General features: G+C 68.3%; 19 protein-coding genes. 10 read left to right on the forward strand and 9 right to left on the reverse strand.

Going from position 1 to position 23,592, the window contains the following annotated elements; translation table 11 throughout:
* Positions 1–89 precede the first annotated feature (89 nt).
* The gene (locus tag ADK57_RS12390; protein ID WP_053749460.1) at positions 90–1,043 is read left to right on the forward strand and encodes a class I SAM-dependent methyltransferase; all 954 of its coding nucleotides are present in this window, start codon (positions 90–92) and stop codon (positions 1,041–1,043) included.
* Here ADK57_RS12390 and ADK57_RS12395 read toward each other — a convergent pair.
* Genes ADK57_RS12395 through ADK57_RS12410 form a run of 4 tightly spaced genes read right to left on the reverse strand, consistent with a single transcriptional unit; the run spans position 1,035 to position 4,929 of the window.
* Complete coding sequence (locus ADK57_RS12395) at positions 1,035–1,811, reverse strand: succinate dehydrogenase/fumarate reductase iron-sulfur subunit (protein WP_053749461.1); 777 nt, start codon at positions 1,809–1,811, stop codon at positions 1,035–1,037. The genes ADK57_RS12390 and ADK57_RS12395 overlap by 9 nt on opposite strands.
* Positions 1,808–3,760 carry a fumarate reductase/succinate dehydrogenase flavoprotein subunit gene (locus tag ADK57_RS12400; RefSeq protein WP_053749462.1) on the reverse strand — a complete coding sequence of 651 codons (1,953 nt, stop codon included), beginning with the start codon at positions 3,758–3,760 and terminating at the stop codon, positions 1,808–1,810. The genes ADK57_RS12395 and ADK57_RS12400 overlap by 4 nt, the downstream gene beginning before the upstream one ends.
* Positions 3,761–3,780: 20 nt before the next feature.
* Positions 3,781–4,620 (reverse strand): hypothetical protein, encoded by an 840-nt coding sequence (locus ADK57_RS12405; protein WP_053749463.1) that lies wholly within the window; start codon positions 4,618–4,620, stop codon positions 3,781–3,783.
* Between the two features lie 18 nt (positions 4,621–4,638).
* Positions 4,639–4,929, reverse strand: coding sequence for a hypothetical protein (locus tag ADK57_RS12410; protein ID WP_053749464.1), 291 nt, complete (start codon positions 4,927–4,929; stop codon positions 4,639–4,641).
* Positions 4,930–5,216: 287 nt separating this feature from the next.
* Between ADK57_RS12410 and ADK57_RS12415 the strand changes: the two genes are divergently transcribed.
* The 7 genes from ADK57_RS12415 to ADK57_RS12445 all read left to right on the forward strand — a co-directional run bounded on the left by ADK57_RS12415 (position 5,217) and on the right by ADK57_RS12445 (position 16,371).
* Positions 5,217–7,406 carry an ABC transporter family substrate-binding protein gene (locus tag ADK57_RS12415; protein ID WP_053749465.1) on the forward strand — a complete coding sequence of 730 codons (2,190 nt, stop codon included), beginning with the start codon at positions 5,217–5,219 and terminating at the stop codon, positions 7,404–7,406.
* A gap of 139 nt (positions 7,407–7,545) precedes the next feature.
* Positions 7,546–9,453 (forward strand): translational GTPase TypA, encoded by a 1,908-nt coding sequence (typA, locus tag ADK57_RS12420; RefSeq protein WP_053749466.1) that lies wholly within the window; start codon positions 7,546–7,548, stop codon positions 9,451–9,453.
* Positions 9,454–10,119: 666 nt separating this feature from the next.
* The gene (locus ADK57_RS12425; RefSeq protein ID WP_053749467.1) at positions 10,120–11,154 is read left to right on the forward strand and encodes an ABC transporter permease; all 1,035 of its coding nucleotides are present in this window, start codon (positions 10,120–10,122) and stop codon (positions 11,152–11,154) included.
* Between the two features lie 104 nt (positions 11,155–11,258).
* Positions 11,259–13,067, forward strand: coding sequence for an ABC transporter substrate-binding protein (locus ADK57_RS12430; protein ID WP_053749468.1), 1,809 nt, complete (start codon positions 11,259–11,261; stop codon positions 13,065–13,067).
* Positions 13,068–13,155: 88 nt separating this feature from the next.
* Complete coding sequence (locus tag ADK57_RS12435; protein ID WP_053749469.1) at positions 13,156–14,136, forward strand: ABC transporter permease; 981 nt, start codon at positions 13,156–13,158, stop codon at positions 14,134–14,136.
* A 10-nt stretch (positions 14,137–14,146) separates the two neighbouring features.
* A complete protein-coding gene (locus tag ADK57_RS12440; RefSeq protein WP_053749470.1) occupies positions 14,147–15,208 on the forward strand; it encodes an ABC transporter ATP-binding protein in 1,062 nt (353 codons plus the stop codon).
* 50 nt (positions 15,209–15,258) lie between these two features.
* Entirely contained in the window at positions 15,259–16,371 is a 1,113-nt protein-coding gene (locus ADK57_RS12445) for an ABC transporter ATP-binding protein (protein ID WP_053749471.1), read from the forward strand.
* Positions 16,372–16,523: 152 nt separating this feature from the next.
* Here ADK57_RS12445 and ADK57_RS12450 read toward each other — a convergent pair whose 3' ends face one another.
* Positions 16,524–17,264: a class I SAM-dependent methyltransferase gene (locus ADK57_RS12450; RefSeq protein WP_053749472.1), complete on the reverse strand. Its 741-nt coding sequence runs from the start codon at positions 17,262–17,264 to the stop codon at positions 16,524–16,526.
* Positions 17,265–17,338: 74 nt separating this feature from the next.
* Between ADK57_RS12450 and ADK57_RS12455 the strand changes: the two genes are divergently transcribed.
* Complete coding sequence (locus ADK57_RS12455; RefSeq protein WP_053749473.1) at positions 17,339–17,728, forward strand: VOC family protein; 390 nt, start codon at positions 17,339–17,341, stop codon at positions 17,726–17,728.
* Positions 17,729–17,811: 83 nt separating this feature from the next.
* Positions 17,812–18,315: a DinB family protein gene (locus tag ADK57_RS12460; protein ID WP_053749474.1), complete on the forward strand. Its 504-nt coding sequence runs from the start codon at positions 17,812–17,814 to the stop codon at positions 18,313–18,315.
* A gap of 261 nt (positions 18,316–18,576) precedes the next feature.
* Here ADK57_RS12460 and ADK57_RS12465 read toward each other — a convergent pair whose 3' ends face one another.
* The 4 genes from ADK57_RS12465 to ADK57_RS12480 form a co-directional block, all read right to left on the reverse strand.
* On the reverse strand, positions 18,577–19,623 hold the full coding sequence (locus tag ADK57_RS12465; RefSeq protein ID WP_053749475.1) for an ABC transporter ATP-binding protein: 1,047 nt from the start codon (positions 19,621–19,623) through the stop codon (positions 18,577–18,579).
* A gap of 26 nt (positions 19,624–19,649) precedes the next feature.
* Positions 19,650–20,678 carry an ABC transporter ATP-binding protein gene (locus ADK57_RS12470; protein ID WP_053749476.1) on the reverse strand — a complete coding sequence of 343 codons (1,029 nt, stop codon included), beginning with the start codon at positions 20,676–20,678 and terminating at the stop codon, positions 19,650–19,652.
* Positions 20,679–20,750: 72 nt separating this feature from the next.
* The gene (locus tag ADK57_RS12475; protein ID WP_053749477.1) at positions 20,751–21,731 is read right to left on the reverse strand and encodes an ABC transporter permease; all 981 of its coding nucleotides are present in this window, start codon (positions 21,729–21,731) and stop codon (positions 20,751–20,753) included.
* Between the two features lie 98 nt (positions 21,732–21,829).
* Positions 21,830–23,587, reverse strand: coding sequence for an ABC transporter substrate-binding protein (locus ADK57_RS12480; protein ID WP_053749478.1), 1,758 nt, complete (start codon positions 23,585–23,587; stop codon positions 21,830–21,832).
* Between the last annotated feature and the right edge of the window lie 5 nt (positions 23,588–23,592).

Genomic DNA, 23,592 nt, shown 5'->3' on the forward strand with positions numbered 1-23,592 from the left:
AGTCCCGTGGCCGAGACGTCATGCGCGCTTTGCCCGCACGGGTCCTTCCGTTGGTTGTGGGCGGGCTGTGAGCGTCCTACGGTCCCCGGATGCGAGCGCTACTCACCAGCCAGGCTGCCCGGCGTGCCCTGCGGCCGATCGTCGAACTCATCGACCAGCGCATCGAGCGCCAGGTCCGCCGCGCCGTCGGGAACACCGGCGGGAAAAGCATCGGAGGCACCACCGGGAACACCAAGGCCGAGGCGGTGCAGCAGGAACTGGACAAGCTGCGCAGCCGTCAGCGCCCCCTGGAGCTGTTCTTCGACGGCACCGGGCGCGGCGCGTCACGGCTGCCGTCCGCGTCCCATCTCAACCGCGCGATCGAGGAGCTGGCGCAGGTCACCGGGGACAAGAACGGCGCGGAGCGCAATGTCGCCCAGGCGTTCCGGCTGCTCATCGCGCTGGAGGCGCTCGGGGTCGGCCGGATCGCCGGCGGCACCATGAACATCGTCGGCAAGCTGTCCGCCGTACCGCTGCTCGATCCGCCGAACGACGAGATCCTGGAGATCGGCACCCTGTACGGGATGTTCGGCGCCGCACTGATCCGGATGATGGAGCGTGCGGGGCGTGATCCGCGGCTGACGATCGTCGATCCGCTCGCGGGGACGCAGTTGCAGCCCGGCGCCACCATGGGGGACGACGCCTCGGGCACCCCGGTGCGGGGAGCCGCGGTGCGCACCAATCTGTCGCTGGCGGGCGCGGCCGGTGCCGCGGCCCGGATCCAGCAGGGCTTCTCCGAGGACCCCGAGGTGCGCGCCCTGGTCTCCGACCGCTCCTACGGCGTGATCATCGTCGACGGCGACCACTCGGCCGCCGGCGTGGCGGCGGACCTGGAGTGGGCCGAGCAGATCGTCGCGCCGGGCGGCATCGTCGTACTGGACGACTTCGGGCACCCCAAGTGGCCGGGCATCAAGGAGGCGTTCGAGAAGCACATGGCCACCGACACCCGGTTCACCTTCCTGGGCCAGGTGGCGCACTCGGGGTACCTGCGGGCCTCAGTCTGACGAGGACCGCCGCCGGATCCTGTTCCCGAGCCACACGAGCGGGTCGTACTTGCGGTCGACGGCCCGTTCCTTCAAGGGGATCAGTGCGTTGTCCGTGATCTTGATGCCCTCGGGGCAGACCTCCGTGCAGCACTTGGTGATGTTGCAGTAGCCGAGGCCGTGTTCGTCCTGGGCCGTCTGTTTGCGGTCGAGGCCGGATTCCGCCGCCGCGTCCAGCGGGTGCATGTCCAGTTCCGCGACCCGCATCAGGAAGCGCGGGCCGGCGAACGCCGGTTTGTTCTCCTCGTGGTCGCGGACCACATGGCAGGTGTCCTGGCACAGGAAGCACTCGATGCACTTGCGGAACTCCTGCGAGCGGTCCACGTCCTCCTGCATCATCCGGTACTCGCCGGGTCCCAGATCGTCCGGCGGCACGAAGGCCGGGACCTCGCGCGCCTTGGTGTAGTTGAAGCCGACGTCCGTGACGAGATCCCGTACGACCGGGAAGGCGCGCAGGGGAGTGACGGTGATCGTCTCCTCGGGGGCGAACACCGACATGCGGGTCATGCACATCAGCCGGGGCCGCCCGTTGATCTCCGCCGAGCACGAACCGCACTTGCCCGCCTTGCAGTTCCAGCGGACGGCGAGGTCGGGGGCCTGGGTGGCCTGGAGGCGGTGGACGATGTCGAGGACGACCTCGCCGTCGTTCACCTCGACCTTGAAGTCCTCCAGGCCGCCGCCCTTCACATCACCCCGCCACACCTTGAAGTGGGCCGTGTAGCCGCTCATTCGTACAGCTCCTCTTCGGCGAGGTACTTGACCAGCTCCTCCTTGTCGAAGAGGGCGAGCAGGTCGGGGCGGATGGGGTCGGTGGACTCGCGGGTGAGGTCGATCTGGCCGTGTACCGGGTCGGTGGCCGCCAACCCGCCCGTGGGATCGGTGAGTTGGCACAGGAGGTTGACGGCGCGCCACTTGCGGTCCATCGCCGGATGGTCCTCGCGGGTGTGGCCGCCGCGCGACTCCGTCCGCTCCAGCGCGGCCCGGGCCACGCACTCGCTGACCAGGAGCATGTTCCTGAGGTCCAGGGCGAGATGCCAGCCCGGGTTGAACTGGCGGTGGCCCTCGACGCCGGCCCGCCGGGCCCGTACGCGCAGATCGGCCAGCTTCTCCAGGGCCTGCTGCATCTCCGCCTCGCGGCGGATGATGCCGACGAGGTCGTTCATGGTCTGCTGGAGTTCCTGGTGGAGGGTGTACGGGTTCTCGGGCGGGCGGCCGTCCGCCCTTTCCGGCTCCCCCGGCGCCGGACCCTCCGCGGAGAAGGGGCGCAGGGCCTCCGCCGCGGCCGTGTCGATCTGGGTGTCGTCCACGGGCGGGCGGTCCGCCCCGAGCCCGGTCGCGTAGTCCGCCGCGTGCAGGCCGGCCCGCCGGCCGAACACCAGCAGGTCGGAGAGCGAGTTGCCGCCGAGGCGGTTGGAGCCGTGCATGCCGCCCGCGACCTCACCGGCCGCGAACAGGCCCGGCACTCCGCGCGCGGCCGCCGTGTCCGACTCGACGGCGATGCCGCCCATCACGTAGTGGCAGGTGGGCCCGACCTCCATCGGCTCCGCCGTGATGTCGACGTCGGCCAGCTCCTTGAACTGGTGGTACATGGACGGCAGCCGGCGCCGGATGACCTCGGCGGGCATCCGCGTCGACACGTCGAGGAAGACGCCGCCGTGCGGGGAGCCGCGGCCCGCCTTGACCTCGGAGTTGATCGCGCGGGCCACCTCGTCACGAGGGAGCAGCTCCGGCGGACGCCGGTTGTGGTCCGGGTCCTCGTACCAGCGGTCGCCCTCCTCCTCCGACTGGGCGTACTTCTCCTTGAAGACGTCGGGGATGTAGTCGAACATGAACCGCTTGCCCTCGGAGTTCCGGAGCACCCCTCCGTCGCCGCGCACCGACTCCGTGACGAGGATGCCCTTCACCGACGGCGGCCAGACCATGCCCGTCGGGTGGAACTGCACGAACTCCATGTTCAGCAGGGGCGCACCCGCGAGCAGGGCCAGCGCGTGGCCGTCGCCCGTGTACTCCCACGAGTTCGACGTCACCTTGAAGGACTTGCCGATGCCGCCGGTCGCGATCACCACGGCCGGGGCTTCGAGGACGAAGAAACGGCCGGTTTCGCGGTCGTAGGCGAAGACGCCCGAGACCCGGTTGCCGTCTTTGAGGACCCGGGTGACCGTGCACTCCTGGTACACCTTCAGCCGGGACTCGTAGTCGCCGGTCTCCTTGAAGTCCTCCTGCTGCAACGACACGATCTTCTGCTGGAGCGTGCGGATCAGTTCCAGGCCCGTACGGTCGCCGACGTGCGCGAGACGCGGGTACTCGTGGCCGCCGAAGTTGCGCTGCGAGATCCGGCCGTCCTTCGTGCGGTCGAAGAGGGCGCCCCAGGTCTCCAGCTCCCACACCCGCTGCGGAGCCTCCTGCGCGTGCAGTTCGGCCATCCGCCACTGGTTGAGGAACTTGCCGCCGCGCATGGTGTCGCGGAAGTGGACCTGCCAGTTGTCGCCGGAGTTCACATTGCCCATCGCGGCCGCGATGCCGCCCTCGGCCATCACCGTGTGCGCCTTGCCGAACAGCGACTTGCAGATCACGGCCGTACGGGCGCCCCGCTCACGGGCCTCGATGGCGGCGCGCAGTCCGGCACCGCCGGCGCCGACCACGACGACGTCCCACTGCTGCCGGTCCACAACGGACATTCAGAAGCCCCTTTTGTCTGTTAGAAGAGGGTCGGGTCGTCGAAGGCACCGGAGGCGACCAGGTACACGTAGAAGTCGGCCAGCGCCACGCTCACGAGCGACGCCCAGGCGAGCTGCATGTGACGGGCGTTCAGCTTGCCGACCAGCTGCCACGCCTTGTAGCGCACGGGGTGTTTGGAGAAGTGCTTGAGCTTGCCGCCGACGATGTGCCGACAGGAGTGGCAGGAGAGGGTGTACGCCCAGATCAGCACGATGTTGGCCAGGAAGACCAGGGTGCCGAGGCCCATGTGGCCCCACTCGTAGTGCTCGTCGCGGAAGGCGAGCACGGTGTCGTAGGTCAGGATCCCGGCGACGACGATAGCGGCGTAGAAGAAGTACCGGTGGATGTTCTGCAGCACCAGCGGGAAGCGGGTCTCGCCCGTGTACTTCTTGTGCGGCTCGGCCACCGCGCAGGCCGGCGGGGATGCCCAGAAGCCCCGGTAGTACGCCTTGCGGTAGTAGTAGCAGGTCAGGCGGAAGCCGAGCGGGAAGATCAGGATGATGATCGCGGGGGAGATGCCCCACCAGCCGCCGAAGAGGTCGGTGTTGGGGCCGTGGCGCATCGGCTCGCAGTTCTCGGCCAGACAGGGGGAGTAGAAGGGCGAGACGTACGGCGCCGCGTAGTAGTCGGCGTTCGCGAACGCCCGCCAGGTCGAGTACACGATGAACGCGAGCAGACCGGCCGCCGTGGCGGCCGGTGCCAGCCACCAGCGGTCGGTGCGCAGGTGCGGGGCGTCGATCGCGGCGCGCGTACGGGTGCGTACGCCGCCGCGCAGCGGATGGGGATCTTCTGTTGCGGGAGGTTCCGTACCAGTGGCCAATTCATGACTCCGGTCGGGTCAGGGGGCGTGCCGGTCCCGGGCGCCGAGTCCCTCGTCGTCCGAGTCGATCCACAGTGAGTCGTCGTACGGGGTGTCGGGGATGGTGACGAGATCGGGGCGCCTGGGCGTGGCCGGCGTGGTGGCCGCCTCACGCAGCAGCGCGACGCTGTCGCGCAGGTGCTCGGCATCGGCGCGGACGCGGCGCATGTCGAGCCCGCCGCTGCCGAGCTGCTGCTCCAGGCGTCCGACCGACCGGGTCAGATCGTCGAGGCAGCGTTGGACTGATGTCAGTTCGTCGTGCACGGACATGACGTGACCTCACTTCCGTGGGCGGGTGTGCCCTGGGCGGCAACGTTCATGCGCCTGCGAGTGTTGCGCGTCACACCTGTCGGTGGGAAGGGACGTGCACCGATTGGCCGAGGCGTATGGGTGCATTCCGTGGTGCGTTGCGCCGCACGGGTGACGTTCCCGGCTGTCGTCGCCGTGTCGCCGCCCGTTGCCGAACCCTTTCCTCTTCAGTGGCCGCATACATGTGATCAGCTCCATATACCGCCAAAAGTGATCATAACGCCCGCGGCTCCCGGAGGTAAGCAGAGATGTCCCACGACGGCGTCAGACTGCGCTCGGTCATGCGCTCGGTCTCCTTCCTCACCGCGGGCACGCTCGCGGTGTCCGTGCTCGCCGGATGCAGTTCCGAGGACCAGGCGGGCAGGCCGCTCGCCGGACAGGACATCGCACCCGCCGCCCGCGCCCGGATCGCCGACGGCGGCACCCTGCGCTGGGCCGTGGACGCCGTACCGGAGACGTTGAACACGTTCCAGGCGGACGCGGACGCGGCGACCAGCCGGGTCGCCCAGGCCGTACTGCCCTCGATGTACCGGCTGGACCGGAACGGGCGCCCGGAGCGCAACCCCGACTACCTGGAGTCCGCGAAGGTCGTCGACACCGAGCCGAAGCAGGTCGTGCTGTACAAGCTGAACCAGCAGGCCGTGTGGAGCGACGGCCGGGAGATCGGCGCCGCCGACTTCGCCGCCCAGTGGCGGGCCCTGTCCGGCAAGGACACCGCGTACTGGACCGCGCGCAACGCCGGGTACGACCGCATCGAGAAGATCGAGCGCGGGGCGAACGACCTGGAGGTACGCGTCACCTTCGGGCGGCCGTACGCCGACTGGCGGTCGCTGTTCTCGCCGCTGTACCCGAAGGACGTCATGGGCACGCCGGACTCCTTCAACGACGGGGCGCGGCGGAAGCTCAAGGTCACCGCCGGTCCCTTCGCCCTGAAGAAGGTCGACCGCAAGGACGACGAGGTCACCCTCGCCCGCAATCCGCGCTGGTGGGGGCAGCCCGCCAAGCTCTCCGAGATCGTGCTGCGGGCCGTACCGCGCGACAAGCGGGCCGCCGCGCTGGCCGCCGGGACGATCGACCTCGCCGAGATCGACCCCGAGTCCGCCGGACGCATCACCCTCTCCGCGCGTGGTCGGGACAAGGGCACGAGCACCCCGCTCCAGGGCCCGGGCGGCCGCAGGGCGGCCGCCGGGGACGAGAGCCGGCAGAAGGCCGCCCTCCAGGGCTTCGAGGTCCGCAAGTCCCTGGAGCCCGCCTACACCCAGCTCGCCCTCAACGGCGCCGGCGGCCCGCTCGCCGACGAACGCGTCCGCCGGGCCGTCGCCCGTGCCCTCGACCGGGAGGCGCTCGCGAAGACCGTCCTCACACCGCTCGGGCTGCCCGCCGAGCCGGTCGGCAGCCACCTCGCACTGTCCGGGCAGGCCGCCTACGCCGACAACAGCGGCGCCCTCGGCGGGCAGGACACCGCGGAGGCGGAGGCGCTGCTCGCGGACGCCGGATGGGTGCTCGGCGGGCCGGTCAAGGAGGAGAAGAAGAAGGGCGAGAAGGCAGCCGGCGCCAAGGGGGAGAAGGCCGAGAAGGCCGGGAAGGCAGAGAAGGCAGAGAAGGCAGAGAAGGCAGAGAAGGCCGAGGAGGAGTCGGCAGGGGGCGACGACGGGACGTACATCGTCGGTGAGGACGACAAGGCTCCCCATGACGCCGACCGGGAGAAGAGGAAGCAGTCCGAGAGCCGGACGGACAAGAGCGAGGAGAGTGGCGGCAGGCACCTCGCCCAGGACGGCAAGCAGTACGCGAACAAGCTGAAGCAGGGCGGCGCGCCCGGCGCTTACGCCCCCCTCGGCACCGCCGCCCCTGCGGGCACCGCGGCCAAGGCGCTCGCCAAGGACGGCAAGCCGCTCACCCTCCGCTTCGTGCTCCCCTCGGGCCCCGGCTCCCAGACCCTGGGCACCGTCGCCGACCGGATCAGCCGCATGCTGAAGAAGGTCGGCATCCGCACCGAGATCTCCAAGGTCACCGACGAGAGCTACTTCAAGGACCACATCGCGTCCGGCCAGTACGACCTCGCCCTCTACTCCTGGCCCGCCTCCGCCTTCCCCGCGACCGACGCCCGCCCGATCTTCGCCAAGCCGGTGCCGGCCGCCGACGGCTCCCTGAACGTCGAGCAGAACTACACCCGCGTCGGCACCGACCAGGTCGACCAGCTCTTCGACGAGGCCATCGCCACGCTCGACGAGAACGAGCGCCGAGGCCTCATCCGCAAGGCCGACTCCCGAATCTGGGCGGCCGCCGGCTCCATCCCCCTCTACCAGCGCCCCCAGCTCACGGTCGCACGGAAGAGCCTGGTCAACGCCGGTGCCTTCGGCTTCCAGACCCCGGTCTACGAGGACATGGGCTTCCTCGAGAAGAGCGTGAATCAGCCCGCGAGCCCTTCGTCGCAGTGAGCCCGCGTGGCCCTGTGGAGGTCGTCTCTGTCAGGGCCACGTACCATGGGGTGAGGCCGTGGCGTGTCCAGCCCGGCAGGGTCCGCGTAACACACACATACGCGCAGGCCTTCCTCACACTCCGGGAGATCGCCGCAATATGGCCACGCGCCACGACATCCGTAACGTCGCCATCGTCGCCCACGTCGACCACGGCAAGACGACCCTCGTCGACGCCATGCTCAAGCAGGCGGGGGCCTTTGCCGCGCACGCTGCCGAGTCGCTCGACGACCGCATGATGGACTCGAACGACCTGGAACGTGAGAAGGGCATCACGATCCTGGCCAAGAACACGGCGGTCAAGTACCACCCGAAGGATGGCAGCGATGTCATCACCATCAACATCATCGACACCCCCGGCCACGCCGACTTCGGTGGCGAGGTCGAGCGCGGCCTGTCGATGGTCGACGCGGTGGTGCTGCTCGTCGACGCCTCCGAGGGCCCGCTCCCGCAGACCCGCTTCGTGCTGCGCAAGGCGCTGCAGGCCCGCCTGCCCGTCATCCTGTGCATCAACAAGACGGACCGCCCGGACTCGCGCATCGAAGAGGTCGTGAACGAGGCCTACGACCTCTTCCTCGACCTCGACGCCGACGAGGACCAGATCGAGTTCCCGATCGTCTACGCGTGTGCGCGTGACGGCGTGGCCTCGCTGACCAAGCCGGAGGACGGCACCGTCCCGGCCGACAGCGACAGCCTGGAGCCCTTCTTCTCCACGATCCTGTCGCACGTCCCGGCCCCTGAGTACGACGAGGAGGCCCCGCTCCAGGCGCACGTCACCAACCTGGACGCGGACAACTTCCTCGGCCGTATCGCGCTGCTCCGCGTCGAGCAGGGCGAGCTGCGCAAGGGCCAGACCGTCACGTGGATCAAGCGTGACGGCACGATGTCCAACGTCCGTATCACCGAGCTGCTGATGACCGAGGCGCTCACCCGCAAGCCCGCCGAGATGGCGGGCCCCGGTGACATCTGTGCCGTGGCCGGTATCCCGGACATCATGATCGGCGAGACCCTCGCCGACCCCGAGAACCCGATCGCGCTGCCGCTCATCACGGTCGACGAGCCGGCGATCTCGATGACGATCGGTACGAACACCTCGCCGCTGGTCGGCCGCGGCGGCACCGGCAAGGGCGCCTCCGCGAAGGCCGCGGTCAAGGACCGCAAGGTCACCGCCCGTCAGGTCAAGGACCGTCTGGACCGCGAGCTGGTCGGTAACGTCTCGCTCCGGGTGCTCGACACCGAGCGTCCGGACGCGTGGGAGGTCCAGGGCCGTGGTGAGCTGGCGCTCGCCATCCTGGTCGAGCAGATGCGCCGCGAGGGCTTCGAGCTGACCATCGGCAAGCCCCAGGTGGTCACCCAGGAGATCGACGGCAAGGTCCACGAGCCGGTCGAGCGCATGACGATCGACGTGCCCGAGGAGCACATGGGCGCGGTCACGCAGCTCATGGGCGTCCGCAAGGGCCGCATGGACAACATGTCGAACCACGGCTCGGGCTGGGTCCGCCTGGAGTTCGTCGTCCCCTCCCGCGGACTCATCGGCTTCCGGACCGAGTTCCTGACCGGCACGCGCGGCACGGGCATCGCCCACTCCATCCACGAGGGCCACGAGCCGTGGTTCGGCCCCCTGACGACCCGTAACAACGGTTCGCTGGTCGCCGACCGCGCGGGTGCCGTCACCGCCTTCGCGATGACGAACCTCCAGGAGCGTGGCGTGCTGTTCACCGACCCCGGCACCGAGGTGTACGAGGGCATGATCGTCGGCGAGAACTCCCGCGCCGACGACATGGACGTGAACATCACCAAGGAGAAGAAGCTCACCAACATGCGCTCCGCCGCCGCCGACTCGTTCGAGGCGATCGTCCCGCCGCGCAAGCTCTCCCTGGAGCAGTCCCTGGAGTTCTGCCGCGACGACGAGTGCGTCGAGGTGACCCCGGAGGCCGTTCGCATCCGCAAGGTCGTCCTCGACCAGAAGGAGCGCGGTCGCTCCGCGAGCCGCGCCAAGCACGGCTGACGCTCAGTCGGCACACAGCCCGAAGCCCGGTTGCCCCCATGGTGGGGCAACCGGGCTTTTTGCAACCGGTTTTGGCCTGATCCGCAGGCAGCCTCCTGTCCGGATTGCGGTGATCCTCGCCCGGTACACATGTAACACGTCCGTTTCGCACCCATCTCACGCCGAACAGTTTGTCCAAGTTTTGGAAGATGTACGCGTCAGCTGTGACTGAATTGAGATTTAAAGACGGTGGTCGGTAGTTGGCTCATGGCAGATAGTTAGCCGCGTAACGCTCGGGTCAATGGGTCTCGCGCCGTGGGGACGGCGCCGACTCACGAGCACCAGGGGGTGCCTGACCCTCCGTCAGGGGTGTCGGAGGTCAGACATGTGCCCCCTCCTGTTGGTGAACACGTGGAGTCATGAGGAGGAGTCCCATGCGCGGTGTCACAAGCACCAGGTGGGTCACAGCGTCGTCCAAAGCCGTCAACTGCCCGCCGCTGTACGGCGATTGCCTCTGAGCGCATGCGGCCGGCCGCTTAGCACGCCCTAGCGCCTACGCGCGTCCGGCTGCGGGTTTCCCGCCTGCTTCGGGGTGCCCTGACGCTTCCTCATGATCCGGTCCGCGACCGGCGCATGCCTGCGCCGGTCGCCGGCTCGGCACACCCACATCTGTGAAATGGGCGAACTGTGACAAGTCCTATCGACATCGAGGGCGGCGGGACGTCGGTTGTCGTCGACGGCGAACCGGAGCCGACGAAGAAACCCGAGGAACAGCAGCTGGTCGGCCGCTCACCCGGCCAGTTGATGTGGATCCGCTTCAAGCGCGACCGCGCCGGCGTGATCTCGGCCTGCGTCGTGATCTTCTTCTTCGCGGTCGGCCTCGCGGCTCCGCTGATCTCCAAGGCGTACGGCAAGAATCCGTACACGGTGTACGCGGACGAACGCCCCGAACTCTTCGACAGCGCGGGTGTGCCCCTGCAGCCCAACGGCGGCATCAGCGGCGAGTTCTGGTTCGGCCTGGAGCCTGGCAACGGCTACGACGTCTTCACCAAGCTGCTCTTCGGCATCCGCAACTCCCTGATGATCTCCCTGGCGGTGACGGTCGCCACCGTCGTCACCGGCATCCTCCTCGGGGTCGCCGCGGGCTATCTCGGCGGCCGGACCGACTACTGGATCAGCCGGGTGATCGACTTCCTGCTCGCCTTCCCGGCGCAGCTCTTCTTCATCGCGAGCATGCCGGTCGTGGTCTCGCTCTTCGTGAGCCCCAGGGACGAGACGCCGGTGTACGTCCGGGTGGTCGCCCTCATCGCGGTGCAGTGGTTCCTGGGCTGGATGAGCCTCGGCCGCATCCTGCGCGGCACCACTCTGGCCCTGCGGGAACGGGAGTTCATCGAGGCGGCCAAGGTGAGCGGGGCGTCCCCCAGGCGCATCATCCGCAAGGAGATCCTGCCCAACGTGGTCACGCCGATCCTGGTGCAGTCGACCTACATGCTCCCCAACTTCGTGACCGCCGAGGCCGGTCTGTCCTTCCTCGGTGTCGGAATCGTCGAACCGACGCCGGACTGGGGGCAGATGTTCTCCAAGGCGTCGACCGAACTCGTGATGCAGAACGACATCACCTACATGTTCTTCCCGGGCATCTCGATGATCATTTTCATCGTGGCGTTCAACCTGCTCGGGGACTCGGTCAGGGACGCCTTCGATCCCAAGACGGCGCGCTGACCGCCAAGCTGGGGGCAATCCTCGCCCGACACATACCGGATGGCACTGATGGCCGGTTTGCACTTCATACGCACTGGTGACACAAGATGGGTGGAATCTGAGTGATGGGTAAGGGTGGACGCCACGCGTACGCCGCGCTGTCACTGCTGGCGGCGGGGGCTCTCGTGCTCACCGGCTGCAGCGAGGGTGGCAGCAAGGGAAGCGACAACAACAAGGAGGACGAACAGAACGCCGAGCGGCAGCAGTCCGGCATCTCCTTCGGTGACGCCAAGGCCTCGACCGGTCCGGCGGCCGAGATCGCCGGTGCCAAGTCGGGCGGCACGGTGACCGTGCTCCAGCGGGACAGCTTCGCGCACCTCGACCCGGGGCAGATCTACGTCTCGGACGAGATGGCGCTCTCGCAGCTGATCCACCGCGGTCTGACGAGCTACAAGGCCACCAGTGACGACGGTGAGAAGCACGAGGTCGTCGGCGACCTCGCCACCGACAGCGGCCAGACCACCGACGGCGGCAAGACCTGGACGTACAAGCTGAAGGACGGGATCAAGTGGGCCGACGGCTCCGCGATCACCGCCGCCGACGTACGGCACACCTTCGAGCGGCTCTTCGCCCCGTTCGTCTCCAACGGCCCGACGTACATCCAGCAGTGGCTGGCCAACACCCCGGGCACGGAGTACCGCAAGCTCCTCCCGGACGGCCCGTACAAGGGCAAGCACCTGCCGGACAGCACCCTGTCGACGCCGGACGACAAGACCATCGTCTTCCACTTCGAGCAGGCGAAGCCCGACCTGCCGTACGCCCTGGCGATGGCCGGGTACTCCATGGTGTCGGAGAAGAAGGACACCAAGGAGAAGTACGACAAGGCCCCGATGGCCGCGGGCCCGTACAAGATCCAGGACTTCAAGTCCGGCAAGTCGATGACGCTGGTGAAGAACACCAACTGGGACCCGGACACCGACGCGGTCCGCCATCAGTACGTCAACCAGTTCAACTTCGAGTTCAACAAGCAGTTCGAGGACTCGACCAAGGCCATCCTCGACGACAGCGGTGCGAACGCCACCGCGATCAGCTTCAGCAACCAGGTCGACGCGGGCAACCTGTCGAAGGTTCTCGCCGACGCGACGATGAAGTCCCGCACGGTCTCCGGCTACCAGCCGTACGTGGGACAGATGAACATCAACCTGTCGCAGCCCGAGATGCAGGACAAGGCGGTCCGCGAGGCCATCGCGTACGCCCTGCCCGTCACCCCGTTCGTGCGTGCCTTCGGCGGCACCGACGCGATGGAGGTCGCCGGCGGTCTGATCAGCCCGACCGTGTCCGGCTACGACCCGACCTTCGACCCGTTCGGCAAGAAGAAGAAGCCCGCCGGTGACCCGGCCAAGGCCAAGGAACTGCTGGAGAAGGCCGGCAAGACGGGCCTGAAGCTGACCTTCGGCTACATCAACACCCCTGAGGGCCAGCAGTACTCCACCGCCATGGCGGCGGGACTGGAGAAGGCCGGCTTCGACGTCCAGCGCCAGGAGATCCCGGCCGAGACGTACTACGACCAGGTCAGCAAGGTCAAGAACAACTACGACATCTACCACACCGCGTGGGGTGCCGACTGGCCGAGCGCGTCGACCGTGATCCCGCCGCTGTACGACGGCCGCCAGATCCAGGACGGTGCCTCCAACTACGCGCACCTCAACGACAAGAAGGTCAACGCGGACATCGACCGGGTGGCAGCGATCACCGACCCGGTGAAGGCCGCGGAGGAGTGGAACAAGATCAACGAGTACATCGTGAAGGACGTCGTCTCCAACATCCCGACGGCGTACTACAAGCAGACCCAGATCGCCGGGTCCAAGATCGGCGGCCTTGTGTACGACGACGTCATCGGCGGCGTCGACCCGCGCAGGCTGTTCGTGAAGTAACGCCCGTCCAGGCGGCGTCAGGTGCGTCCCGTCCCGTGACGGGGCGCACCTCGCCGCAGGCTTCCGACGCCCGAAAGCTGCCACTGAGATGCTGCGCTTCCTCTTCCGCCGGATCCTCGGCTCACTCGTGATCCTGGTCCTGCTGACCGTGGTCGCCTTCCTGCTCTTCTTCGGCATGCCCCGCGACCCGGCGCTGCTGATGTGCGGCAAGACGTGCACCCCCGACGCTCTGGCGAACATCCACCACACCCTCGGTCTCGACAAGTCGATTCCGGAGCAGTACTGGATCTTCCTGCAGGGCCTGGTGGTGGGCCGCGACAACTTCCCGCAGGGACCGTGCCCCGCCCCGTGCTTCGGCTACTCGTACCACACCAACGAGGCGGTCTGGTCGACCCTGATGGACCGGCTTCCGCTCACGCTCTCACTGGCGTTCGGCGCCACCATCCTGTTCCTCTTCGTCGGGCTCGGCACCGGCCTGCTGGCGGCGTGGAAGCGCGGAACCCTCGTCGACAAGTCCTTCACCGCGGGCTCCATGGTGATCAGCTCGATGCAGATCTACTTCCTGGGCCCCCTGGCACTGGCGATCCTGGTCTACCAGGCGCACATCTTCGACGAGCCCAAGTACACCAGCCTCACCGACAATCCGGCCGCCTGGTTCACCGGGCTGCTGATCCCCTGGGCCGTCCTGTCGACGATCTTCGCCGCTCAGTACACCCGTATGGCCCGCTCGGCGATGATCGAGCAGCTCCAGGAGGAACACGTCCGCACGGCCCGCGCCAAGGGCATGGCCCGGCAGTACGTCTTCTTCCGGTACGCCTGGCGCGGCTCCCTCATCCCGATCATCACCATCCTCGGCATCGACCTCAGTTCGCTGCTGGGCGGCGCGATCATCACCGAGTACACCTTCGGACTGCCCGGCCTCGGACGGCTCGCGGTGGAGTCGGTGCAGTTCAGCGACCTTCCGCTGCTGCTCGGGGTGATGATCTTCTCCGCCGCCGCGATCCTGCTGTGCAACATCATCGTCGACGCCTGCTACGCCTTCATCGACCCGCGCGTGCGGCTGTCCTAGGAGCACTGTCGTGACCACTCTGACCAAGGAAGCCGCATCCCCGAACCCGGCGGACGCGGGCGCCTTCCTGTCGGTGCGGGACCTGTACGTGAGGTTCAAGACCGAGGACGGCATCGTCAAGGCCGTGGACGGGCTCTCCTTCGACCTGCAACGCGGCAAGACGCTGGGCATCGTCGGAGAGTCGGGCTCCGGCAAGTCCGTCACCAACCTGACCATCCTGGGGCTGCACAACCCGAAGTTCACCACCGTCGAGGGCGAGATCCTCCTGGAGGGGCAGGAGCTGACCACCGCTCGGGAGTCCGAACTGGAGAAGGTGCGCGGCAACAAGGCCGCCATGATCTTCCAGGACCCGCTCACCGCCCTGTCCCCGTACTACACGGTGGGCCGGCAGATCGCCGAGCCCTTCATGAAGCACACCGGTGCCTCCAAGAAGGCGGCCTGGGAGCGTGCGGTGGAGATGCTCGGCAAGGTCGGCATCCCCAACCCCAAGGAGCGGGCGAAGGACTATCCGCACCAGTTCTCCGGCGGCATGCGCCAGCGCGCGATGATCGCGATGGCGCTGGTCTGCGACCCCGACCTGCTGATCGCCGACGAACCGACCACGGCCCTCGACGTCACCGTCCAGGCCCAGATCCTCGACCTTCTGAAGGACCTCCAGCAGGAGTTCGGCTCGGCGATCGTCTTCATCACGCACGACCTCGGGGTCATCGCCGACATGGCCGACGACATCATGGTGATGTACGCGGGCGGCGCGGTCGAACGCGGCACGGTGAACGAGGTGCTGCGCGCGCCCCAGCACCCGTACACCTGGGGCCTGTTGAACTCGATGCCCCGCCTGAACTCCGACCTCGACGCGCCCCTCGCGCCGATCCCCGGCGCCCCGCCGTCGCTGCTCACCCCTCCGTCCGGATGCCGCTTCCACCCCCGCTGCACCTTCCAGGACCGGGTCGGCGGATCCCGCTGCGTGACCGAACGCCCCCTGCTGGGCCCGGACCGCGACGCGGCGTGCCACCTCACGGCGGAACAGAAGCACACCATCTTCATCGAGGAGATCAAGCCCCGCCTGGGGTAGGAGGACATCGCCGTGACGGAAACGGTCGTGACGGACACGAAAGAGGAGTCATGAAAGAGGATCTCGTCCTCCCCGCCCCGCGCGAGGCCGTCACCGGCGGCCCCGGGGAGCCCCTGCTCGTGGTGGAGGGGCTCACCAAGCACTTCCCGGTCAAGGGCGGCTTCCCGATCCGGCGGACGGTCGGCGCCGTGCAGGCCGTCGACGGCATCGACCTGACCGTGCACGTCGCCGAGAGCTTCGGGCTGGTCGGCGAGTCGGGCTGCGGCAAGTCGACGACCGGGCGCCTGATCACCCGGCTCCTGGAACCGACCGCCGGCACGATCTCGTACCGCGGCAAGGACATCAGCCACGCCGACCGCAAGGAGCTCGCACCGATCAGGTCCGAGATCCAGATGATCTTCCAGGACCCGTACTCCTCGCTCAACCCGCGGCAGACGGTCGGAAAGATCATCTCCGGCCCGATGGAGATCAACGGGATCGAGCCGGACGGCGGCCGGGAGAAGCGTGTCCGTGAGCTGCTGGAGATCGTGGGTCTCAACCCCGAGCACTACAACCGCTTCCCGCACGAGTTCTCCGGCGGCCAGCGTCAACGCATCGGTGTCGCGCGCGCGTTGGCCCTGGAGCCGAAGCTGATCGTGGCCGACGAGCCGGTGTCCGCGCTGGACGTCTCCATCCAGGCGCAGGTGGTCAACCTGCTCAAGAAGGTCCAGCAGGAACTCGGCATCGCGTTCCTGTTCATCGCCCACGACCTGGCGGTGGTACGGCACTTCTCGCACCGTGTGGCGGTGATGTACCTCGGCAAGATCATCGAGGTCGGCGACCGCCAGTCCATCTACACCCGCCCCCGCCACCCCTACACCCACGCCCTGCTGTCCGCCGTACCGGAAGTGAACCTCACGGACGGCGACGCGGCCCGGCGCGAGCGCATCCGACTGGCCGGCGACGTCCCCTCGCCCATCTCCCCGCCCTCCGGCTGCCGGTTCCGCACCCGCTGCTGGAAGGCGCAGGACAAGTGCGCGACCGAAGAGCCTGCGCTCATCCAGATCTCCGGCAACCGCAGTGGCCATCTGACGGCCTGCCACTTCCCGGAGGAGCCGACGATCGAGGGCCGCGAGGAGGACATCGTCCTCGACCCGGCGCTGGCGGCGCTGGAGGAGGACTAGGGGTCAGGCCTCTCCGGCGGATCAGGGCGCGGGAAATCGGCGGTGCCTTGTCGACGCGGGTGAGCGGGGCCTGGGGGAGTCGGCAACCGACGACAACGCCGCAGATCGGTGTGCCAAGCCCCGCGTCTGCGGCATGCTCCGCCGGACAGACCCTAGAGGGCGGTCCGCGCCACGGTGATGATCTCGGGGCTCGCGGGGGTGCACGGCCCCCGCCCCCAGTCGCCGTACTGCTCGACGACCGTGAGGCCCGCCTCGTAGAGGAACCAGGACAAGGTGTCGGCGTCGAGGAACCGCAGGGTGGTCCGGCTGACCACGGGCCGCTCCGACGATCCGACCTCGAACGTCTCGGTGAACGTCACCCGGTCCCCGAGGACGGGTCGCTCGACCTCGTGCCACACGCGTGCCGGGGCGCCGTCCGGGCCGGTGATCTGGTACACCCGCTCCGGTGTCCATCTCTCCCAGGCGCGGGCGGCGGGGTTCCGCGTCTCGAACACGAACCGTCCGCCGTCGGCGAGTGCGGCGCGTACGGCCCGCAGCGCGAGCCGCACCTCTTCATCGCTGAGGAGCGTCTGGAACGCGTGCCCGGTCATCACGACGAGATCGAACTCCCCGTGCCAGTCCCGCGTCAGCAGATCGCCGAGCACCCATTCCATCCGCGGTGCGCTGCGCCGCGCGAGCACCAGCATGGCGGCAGCCGGGTCGAGGCCCACCAGCCGCCCCTGGTGTCCCGCCTGCCGGGCCTGCCTGAGCAGCCGGCCGGTGCCGCATCCGACGTCCAGCACGGACCCGGCGGACATCACGAACCCGAGACAGAAGTCGTCCCCCGCCCGCCACGGATTGAGCGTCTCGTACAACGCGGCGAGCTCGGGATCCCCGAACGACCGATCGACCATCGCGGCAGTCTGCCACACCCGGATGCGGCGGATGACAGGATCGGGGGTTCGTACGGCCTTGAAAGGAACGGGAGTTGCTGCATCACGTGGAGCTGTGGGTGCCGGACCTGGAGCGCGCGGTCGGCTCGTGGGGATGGCTGCTGGAACGGCTGGGCTATGAGGAGTACCAGAGCTGGCCCGACGGGCGCAGCTGGCGGATGGCGGACACGTACATCGTCCTCGAACAGTCGCCGGCGCTGCGGTCCGGCGAGCCGTACGACCGTATGCGGCCGGGCCTGAACCACCTGGCCTTCCACGTGCCGAGCCGGGCGGACCTCGACGCGCTGGTCGAGGCGGCGCCGCGACATGGCTGGACCCTGCTCTTTCCGGACCGTCATCCGTACGCGGGCGGGGCCGAGCACTACGCGGGGTATCTGGAGGACGGGGACGGGTTCGAGGTGGAGCTGGTGGCGAGGAAGGACTGAGCGAACTCACCGGACGCCCCGCAACTACCGGGATTCGCTTAATGGTTCGACATGCGGTCGCCGGTCCGGGAGCATCCTCCTCGATGACAAGAACCGACACGCCTCCCACGTGGGACGAGCGCGCCCAGCTGACCACCTTCCTCGACTACGCACGCGACACCGCCCGCGCCAAGTGCGAGGACGTGTCGGCGGAGAACGCTCGCAAGGCACCCCTGCCGGGCTCGCCGCTGATGACCCTGAGTGGACTGATCAATCACCTGCGCTGGGTCGAGTACTTCTGGTTCCAGGTGGTCTTCCTCGGCGAGGACGACAAGGGCCCCTGGACGGACGAGGATCCCGACCGCGAGATGCGCATCGCCGTCGACTTCCCTCTCCCGGACCTCCTCAAGGAGTACGCGGAACAGGCCTCCCGCTACCGCGAGTTGGTCGCCGGCCGCGACCTGGACGCCAAGGCCGAGCGCACGAACAGCTCCGGCCGCCAGGTCGACCTCCGCTGGATCCTCCTCCACCTGATCGAGGAGACGGCCCGGCACAACGGGCACCTGGACATCGTGCGGGAACTGGTCGACGGGACGACGGGCGTGTGACGTTCGGGGGCGTCCGCACGGTGATGGACTTCGCCGTCGATCCGGAGGCCTCCGCCCGCCGGCGGCCCGAGCCCCTCGGCGGACGCGCTCCGGGCTCGACGGGCCGGCGTGCGACCGCTGGACGGCAGTCGTCAAAGGTGAAGGCCCGCGCCTGGGTGGGCGCGGGCCTTCGTCCCCTGGATCGGACGTTCATGGGCTCGGGTCAATGGGCCGTGAAAGTCCGTTCCACAAAGGGGGCGGCTGACGGAAAAAAGGGGTGTGTCAGGCCGCCGCCTGGGGGTCCTTGGAGAGACGGGGGGCGGGGACGGTGTCCGCCGTCTCGGGGTAGTGGCAGGCCGTGAGGTGGCCGGGCTTGTTGCCCTCGGCCTGGACCAGCGGCGGGGCCTCGCTCGCGCACTTGTCCGTCGCCTTCCAGCAGCGGGTGCGGAAGCGGCAGCCGGAGGGCGGGTTGATGGGGGACGGCACGTCGCCCTTGAGGAGGATGCGCTCACGGGCGGGGACGTCGTCCGCGGTGGCCTCGGGCACGGCGGACAGCAGGGCCCGGGTGTAGGGGTGGCGCGGATTGCCGTAGAGGTCGTCGCGGTCGGCGATCTCCACGATCTTGCCGAGGTACATGACCGCCACGCGCTGCGAGAAGTGGCGGACGATCGCCAGGTCGTGCGCGATGAAGACGAAGGCGATGCCCAGGTCCTTCTGGACCTGCTGGAGCAGGTTCACTACCTGAGCCTGGATCGAGACGTCCAACGCCGAGACCGGCTCGTCGGCCACGATCAGCTTCGGCTCCAGGGCCAACGCGCGGGCGACACCGATGCGCTGGCGCTGGCCGCCGGAGAACTCGTGCGGGAAGCGGTTGTAGTGCTCGGGGTTGAGGCCGACGATCTCCAGCAGCTCGCGGACGCGCTTCTCGCGTCCGCCCGCCGGGTTGATGTCGTTGATCTCCATCGGGCCGGAGATGATCTTTCCGACCGTCTGCCGCGGGTTCAGGGACGCATACGGGTCCTGGAAGATCATCTGGATCTCGGACCTGATCGGCGCCAGATCCTTGCGGCCGGCGTGTGTGATGTCCTTGCCGCGGTACGAGATCTTGCCGCCCGTCGGCTCCAACAGCCGGGTGATCAGGCGTCCGGTCGTCGACTTGCCGCAGCCGGACTCGCCGACCAGGCCCAGGCTCTCGCCCTCGGCGACCGAGAAGTCGAGCCCGTCGACGGCCTGCACGGCGCCGACCGTGCGCCGGATCGGGAAGCCGCCCTTGATCGGGAAGTGCTTGGTCAGACCGCTGACGTCCAGGAGGGGGTTCGCGTTGCTCATGATGGTGAAGTCCCGTCTCGTGTCCGTCAGTTGTGCCGGGATCCGGCGAAGAATTCCAGGCGCTGGTCCGGCGTGAGGTGGCAGGCGGAACCCCGGCCCTCCACGACCTCCAGCACCGGCTGCGCGGTGGCGCACAGCCCGCCCGCGACCTTCTCGGCGAAGGTGCACCGCGGGTGGAAGCGGCACCCCGAAGGGGGGTTGAGCAGCGAGGGCGGTGAGCCCGGGATCGGCGACAGCGGCACGTCGACCGGACCGTCCAGGCTCGGCATCGAGTTCATCAGCCCCAGCGTGTAGGGGTGCCGCGGGGCGCGCAGCACCTCCTGCTTGGTGCCGCGCTCCACGCACCGGCCGCCGTACATCACCAGCACGTCGTCCGCGATGTCGGCGATGACTCCGAGGTCGTGGGTGATGAAGACGATCGCGGTGCCGAACTCCTGCTGGAGGTCCTTGAGAAGGTCCATGATCTGCGCCTGGACGGTCACGTCGAGGGCCGTGGTCGGCTCGTCCGCGATCAGCAGCTCGGGGTCGCACACCAGCGCCATCGCGATCATCGCGCGCTGGCGCATACCGCCGGAGAACTGGTGCGGATAGTCGTCCACCCGGACGTCCGGCTGGGGGATCCCGACCCGCTTCAGCATCTCGATCGCCCGCGCCCGGGCCTCCTTCTTGGAGGCACCCGTGTGCTTGCGGTACGTCTCGCCGATCTGCTTGCCGATGGTGTGGTACGGCGACAGCGAGGCCAGGGCGTCCTGGAAGATCATCGCCATCTTGTTGCCGCGCAGCCGCTCGAGCTCCCTCTCGGAGGCGGTGAGCAACTCCTTGCCGTCGAGCAGGATCTCGCCGTCGATCGCCGTGCGGGCACGGTCATGCAGGCCCAGGATCGTCAGGTTGGTGACGGACTTGCCGGAGCCCGACTCGCCCACGATGCCGAGCGTCTTGCCCTTGGCGACGTCGAAGCTGAGTCCGTCGACGGCCTTGACGATGCCGTCCTCGGTGGAGAAGTGGACTTTCAGGTCCCTGACGGAGAGGAAGGGCTGCTGATCGGTGCTCGTCACGGGGACGCTCCTGAGGGGGTGATGCGAGGGTCGCCGGGTGGGGCGGTGGGAGGAATATGGCTGGTGCGGAGGTCAGGCGAGCCGGATCCGCGGGTCGATGAGGGCGTAGACGGCGTCCACGATGATGTTGGCGAAGACGATGCCGGCGGCCGCGACGACGGTGACGCCGAGCAGCATGGGCAGGTCGCTGTCGGTGACCGCGCGGACGGCGAGTGTGCCGATGCCCTGGAGGCTGAAGGTCGACTCGGTGATGATCGCGCCGCCGATCAGCGTGCCCATGTCGATGCCGAAGATCGTCACGATCGGACCCATGGCACCGCGCCAGGCGAAGCGGAAGAAGACCGAGCGGCGCGACAGGCCCTTGGCCCGGGCCGTGCGGACGTAGTCCTCACTCAGCTGCTCCACCAGTTGCGAGCGGGTCATACGGGTGTAGTTGGCCGTGAAGATGATGGACAGCACGAGCCACGGCAGCAGGAGGCCGGAGACCCAGGCGCCCGGATTCTCGGTGAACGGCGTGTACGAGGGCTGGCTCAGGATGCCGGCCTGCTGCACCAGGAAGAACATCGCGATGTAGCCGACGAAGTAGATCTGCATCGACGAGCCGAGCAGCGAGAACGAGCTGGCGATCTTGTCGAGAGCCTTGCCCTGCTTGACCGCGGCCAGCATGCCCGCGCCGACCCCGATGATCAGGAAGAAGAAGGCCGCACCGAAGGCGAGGGACAGCGTCGTCGGGAAGCGGTCCTTGATCGTCCCGAACACCGGCTCGCTGTTGGTGAACGAGTAGCCGAGGCACGGCGCGTTGCAGTGCCCGACGCCCGTGTAGTCACGGCCGACGAAGATGCCCTGCAGCCAGTGCCAGTACTGGACCGGCATCGGGTCGGCGATCCCGAGGTTCTGCCGTACCTGCGCCAGCAGTTGGTCGTCACAGACCTTGCCGCAGGCCATCCGCGCCGGGTCGCGCGGAATGGCGTAGAAGAGGAAGAAGGTGACGGCGCTGATGATCAGCAGAATGACGAGTGCGCCGAGCACTCGGCGGACCAGGAAACGGAACATGGGGTGAGACTTTCCGGACGGGGCGCCGTCGCCGGGGGGTGTGGGGAGCGTGGACGGGCCGGGACGGCGGTCGCGAGGACCGCCGCCCCGAGGAGATGTCAGGCCTTGGCGTAGACCTTGCCGATGGCGACGCAGGTGTCACCGGCGTTGTAGACGACGCCGCCGACCTTGGAGCCGTAGAAGTAGTTGCGGACCGGGTTGTAGTCCGGGACGCAGGCAGCGAGCTCCATGATCTGCTTGTCGATCGCGCCCCAGGCCGCGTTGGCCTTGTCCGCGTCGGTGATCGCGGTGGCCGCGGCGATGGCCTTGTTCACGCTCGTGTTGTTCAGCTGCGACCAGTTGACACCGCCGTCGGCGATCTGGCTGCCGTCCCAGCAGGGCTGGATGACCGCGTAACCGGCCGGCCAGTCCGGGCCCCAGCCGGCGGCGAACATGTCGAACTTGTTGTCCAGCTGGCCGATCTGGCTGTAGAAGGTCGTCTTGTCGACCTGCTGGGTCACCACTTCGAAGCCGGCCTTGGTGAGGGCGGTCTTGATGGTGACGGCCGACTTGACGGCCTGGTCGGACTGCTGGAAGGCGATGACGATCTTCTGGCCCTCGGCACCGGCCTCCTTCAGGAGCGCCTTGGCCTTCTCCGGGTCACCCATCGGCTTGGTCTTCTTGCCGTACAGGTCGAAGTCCACGTGGCCCGGGGTGAGCGGGGAGATGATCGTGGTCGCGGAGGCGGTCACGGCCGAACCACCGCGCAGCTGCTTGAGCTGCGCCGACGGCCACGCCCAGTTGAGGGCCTGGCGGACCTTGACGTCCTTGATGCGGGTCAGGTTGATCGGGAAGTAGTAGCAGGTCGTGTCGACCTGGGTCAGCACGCGCTTCTTCAGCGTGGCGTTGCCGAGCACCTTCGTGACGCGCTCGGGGGCGACCTCGTTGAGCAGGGAGAGCGAGAACTGGTCGTTGCCCGAGTCCGCGATGTAGCGGTCCGTGGAGGCCAGCGACTGGAAGCCGAACTGCATGACGACCTTGTCCGGGTAGCCGTTGCGGACCGGGTCCTTGTCGGCCTCCCAGTGCTCGTTGCGCACCAGGGTCAGGGACTTGTCGATGCTGCGGGACTCGATCTTGTACGGGCCGCAGGAGTACGGGCGCTTGTCGTACTTCTTCTGCGTGTCGTGCTTCTTCGGCACGATCGCGAAGCCGCGCATGGCCAGCATGAACGGGAAGTCGGCGTGCGCCTCCTTGAGGCGGAACGTGATGGTGCTGCCGTCGACCTCGAGCGAGGACAGGTGCTTGCCGTCGTAGGGGCCCTTGTACTTGTCGCCGCCCTCGAGCCAGTTCTGCGGGTAGCGGGGACCCTCGGTGACGAAGTCGGCGAAGAGACGCTCGAAGCTGTGGCGGACGTCGTCGATGGTGACGTCGGCGCCGTCCTCCCACTTCACGCCGTCCTTCAGCGTGAAGGACCAGGTCTTGCCGCCGTCCTTCACGGTGCCCGCGTCCGTGGCGAGGTCGCCGACCAGGGTGGTGTTGCCCTTGGAGTCGACCCGGTAGCCGGTCAGACCGCGCAGGAACAGCACCGAGCCGGCACCCGTGTACGACGAGTAGATCTGCGCCGGGTCCAGGTGGTCGTAGTCGATCTGGTCGAGCGTGTAGATCGTGCCGCCCTTGACCGCGCCCGGCATCTCCGGGGCGGGGCCCTGGGAGTCGGCCTTGGTGCCGACGGTGATCTTGGCAGCCTTGCCCTGCGGAGCCTTGGTGGAGCTACCGCCGTCGCCACCGGCGTTGCCGCTGCTGCAGGCGCTCAGAACGGTGCTCGCACCTGCCGCCACACCGGTGGCTATCAGGAAGTTTCTACGGGAGAAGGACATGGCTA

Origin of the sequence: Streptomyces sp. MMG1533, from assembly GCF_001279775.1 — a bacterium.
In the GTDB taxonomy this organism is placed as follows: domain Bacteria; phylum Actinomycetota; class Actinomycetes; order Streptomycetales; family Streptomycetaceae; genus Streptomyces.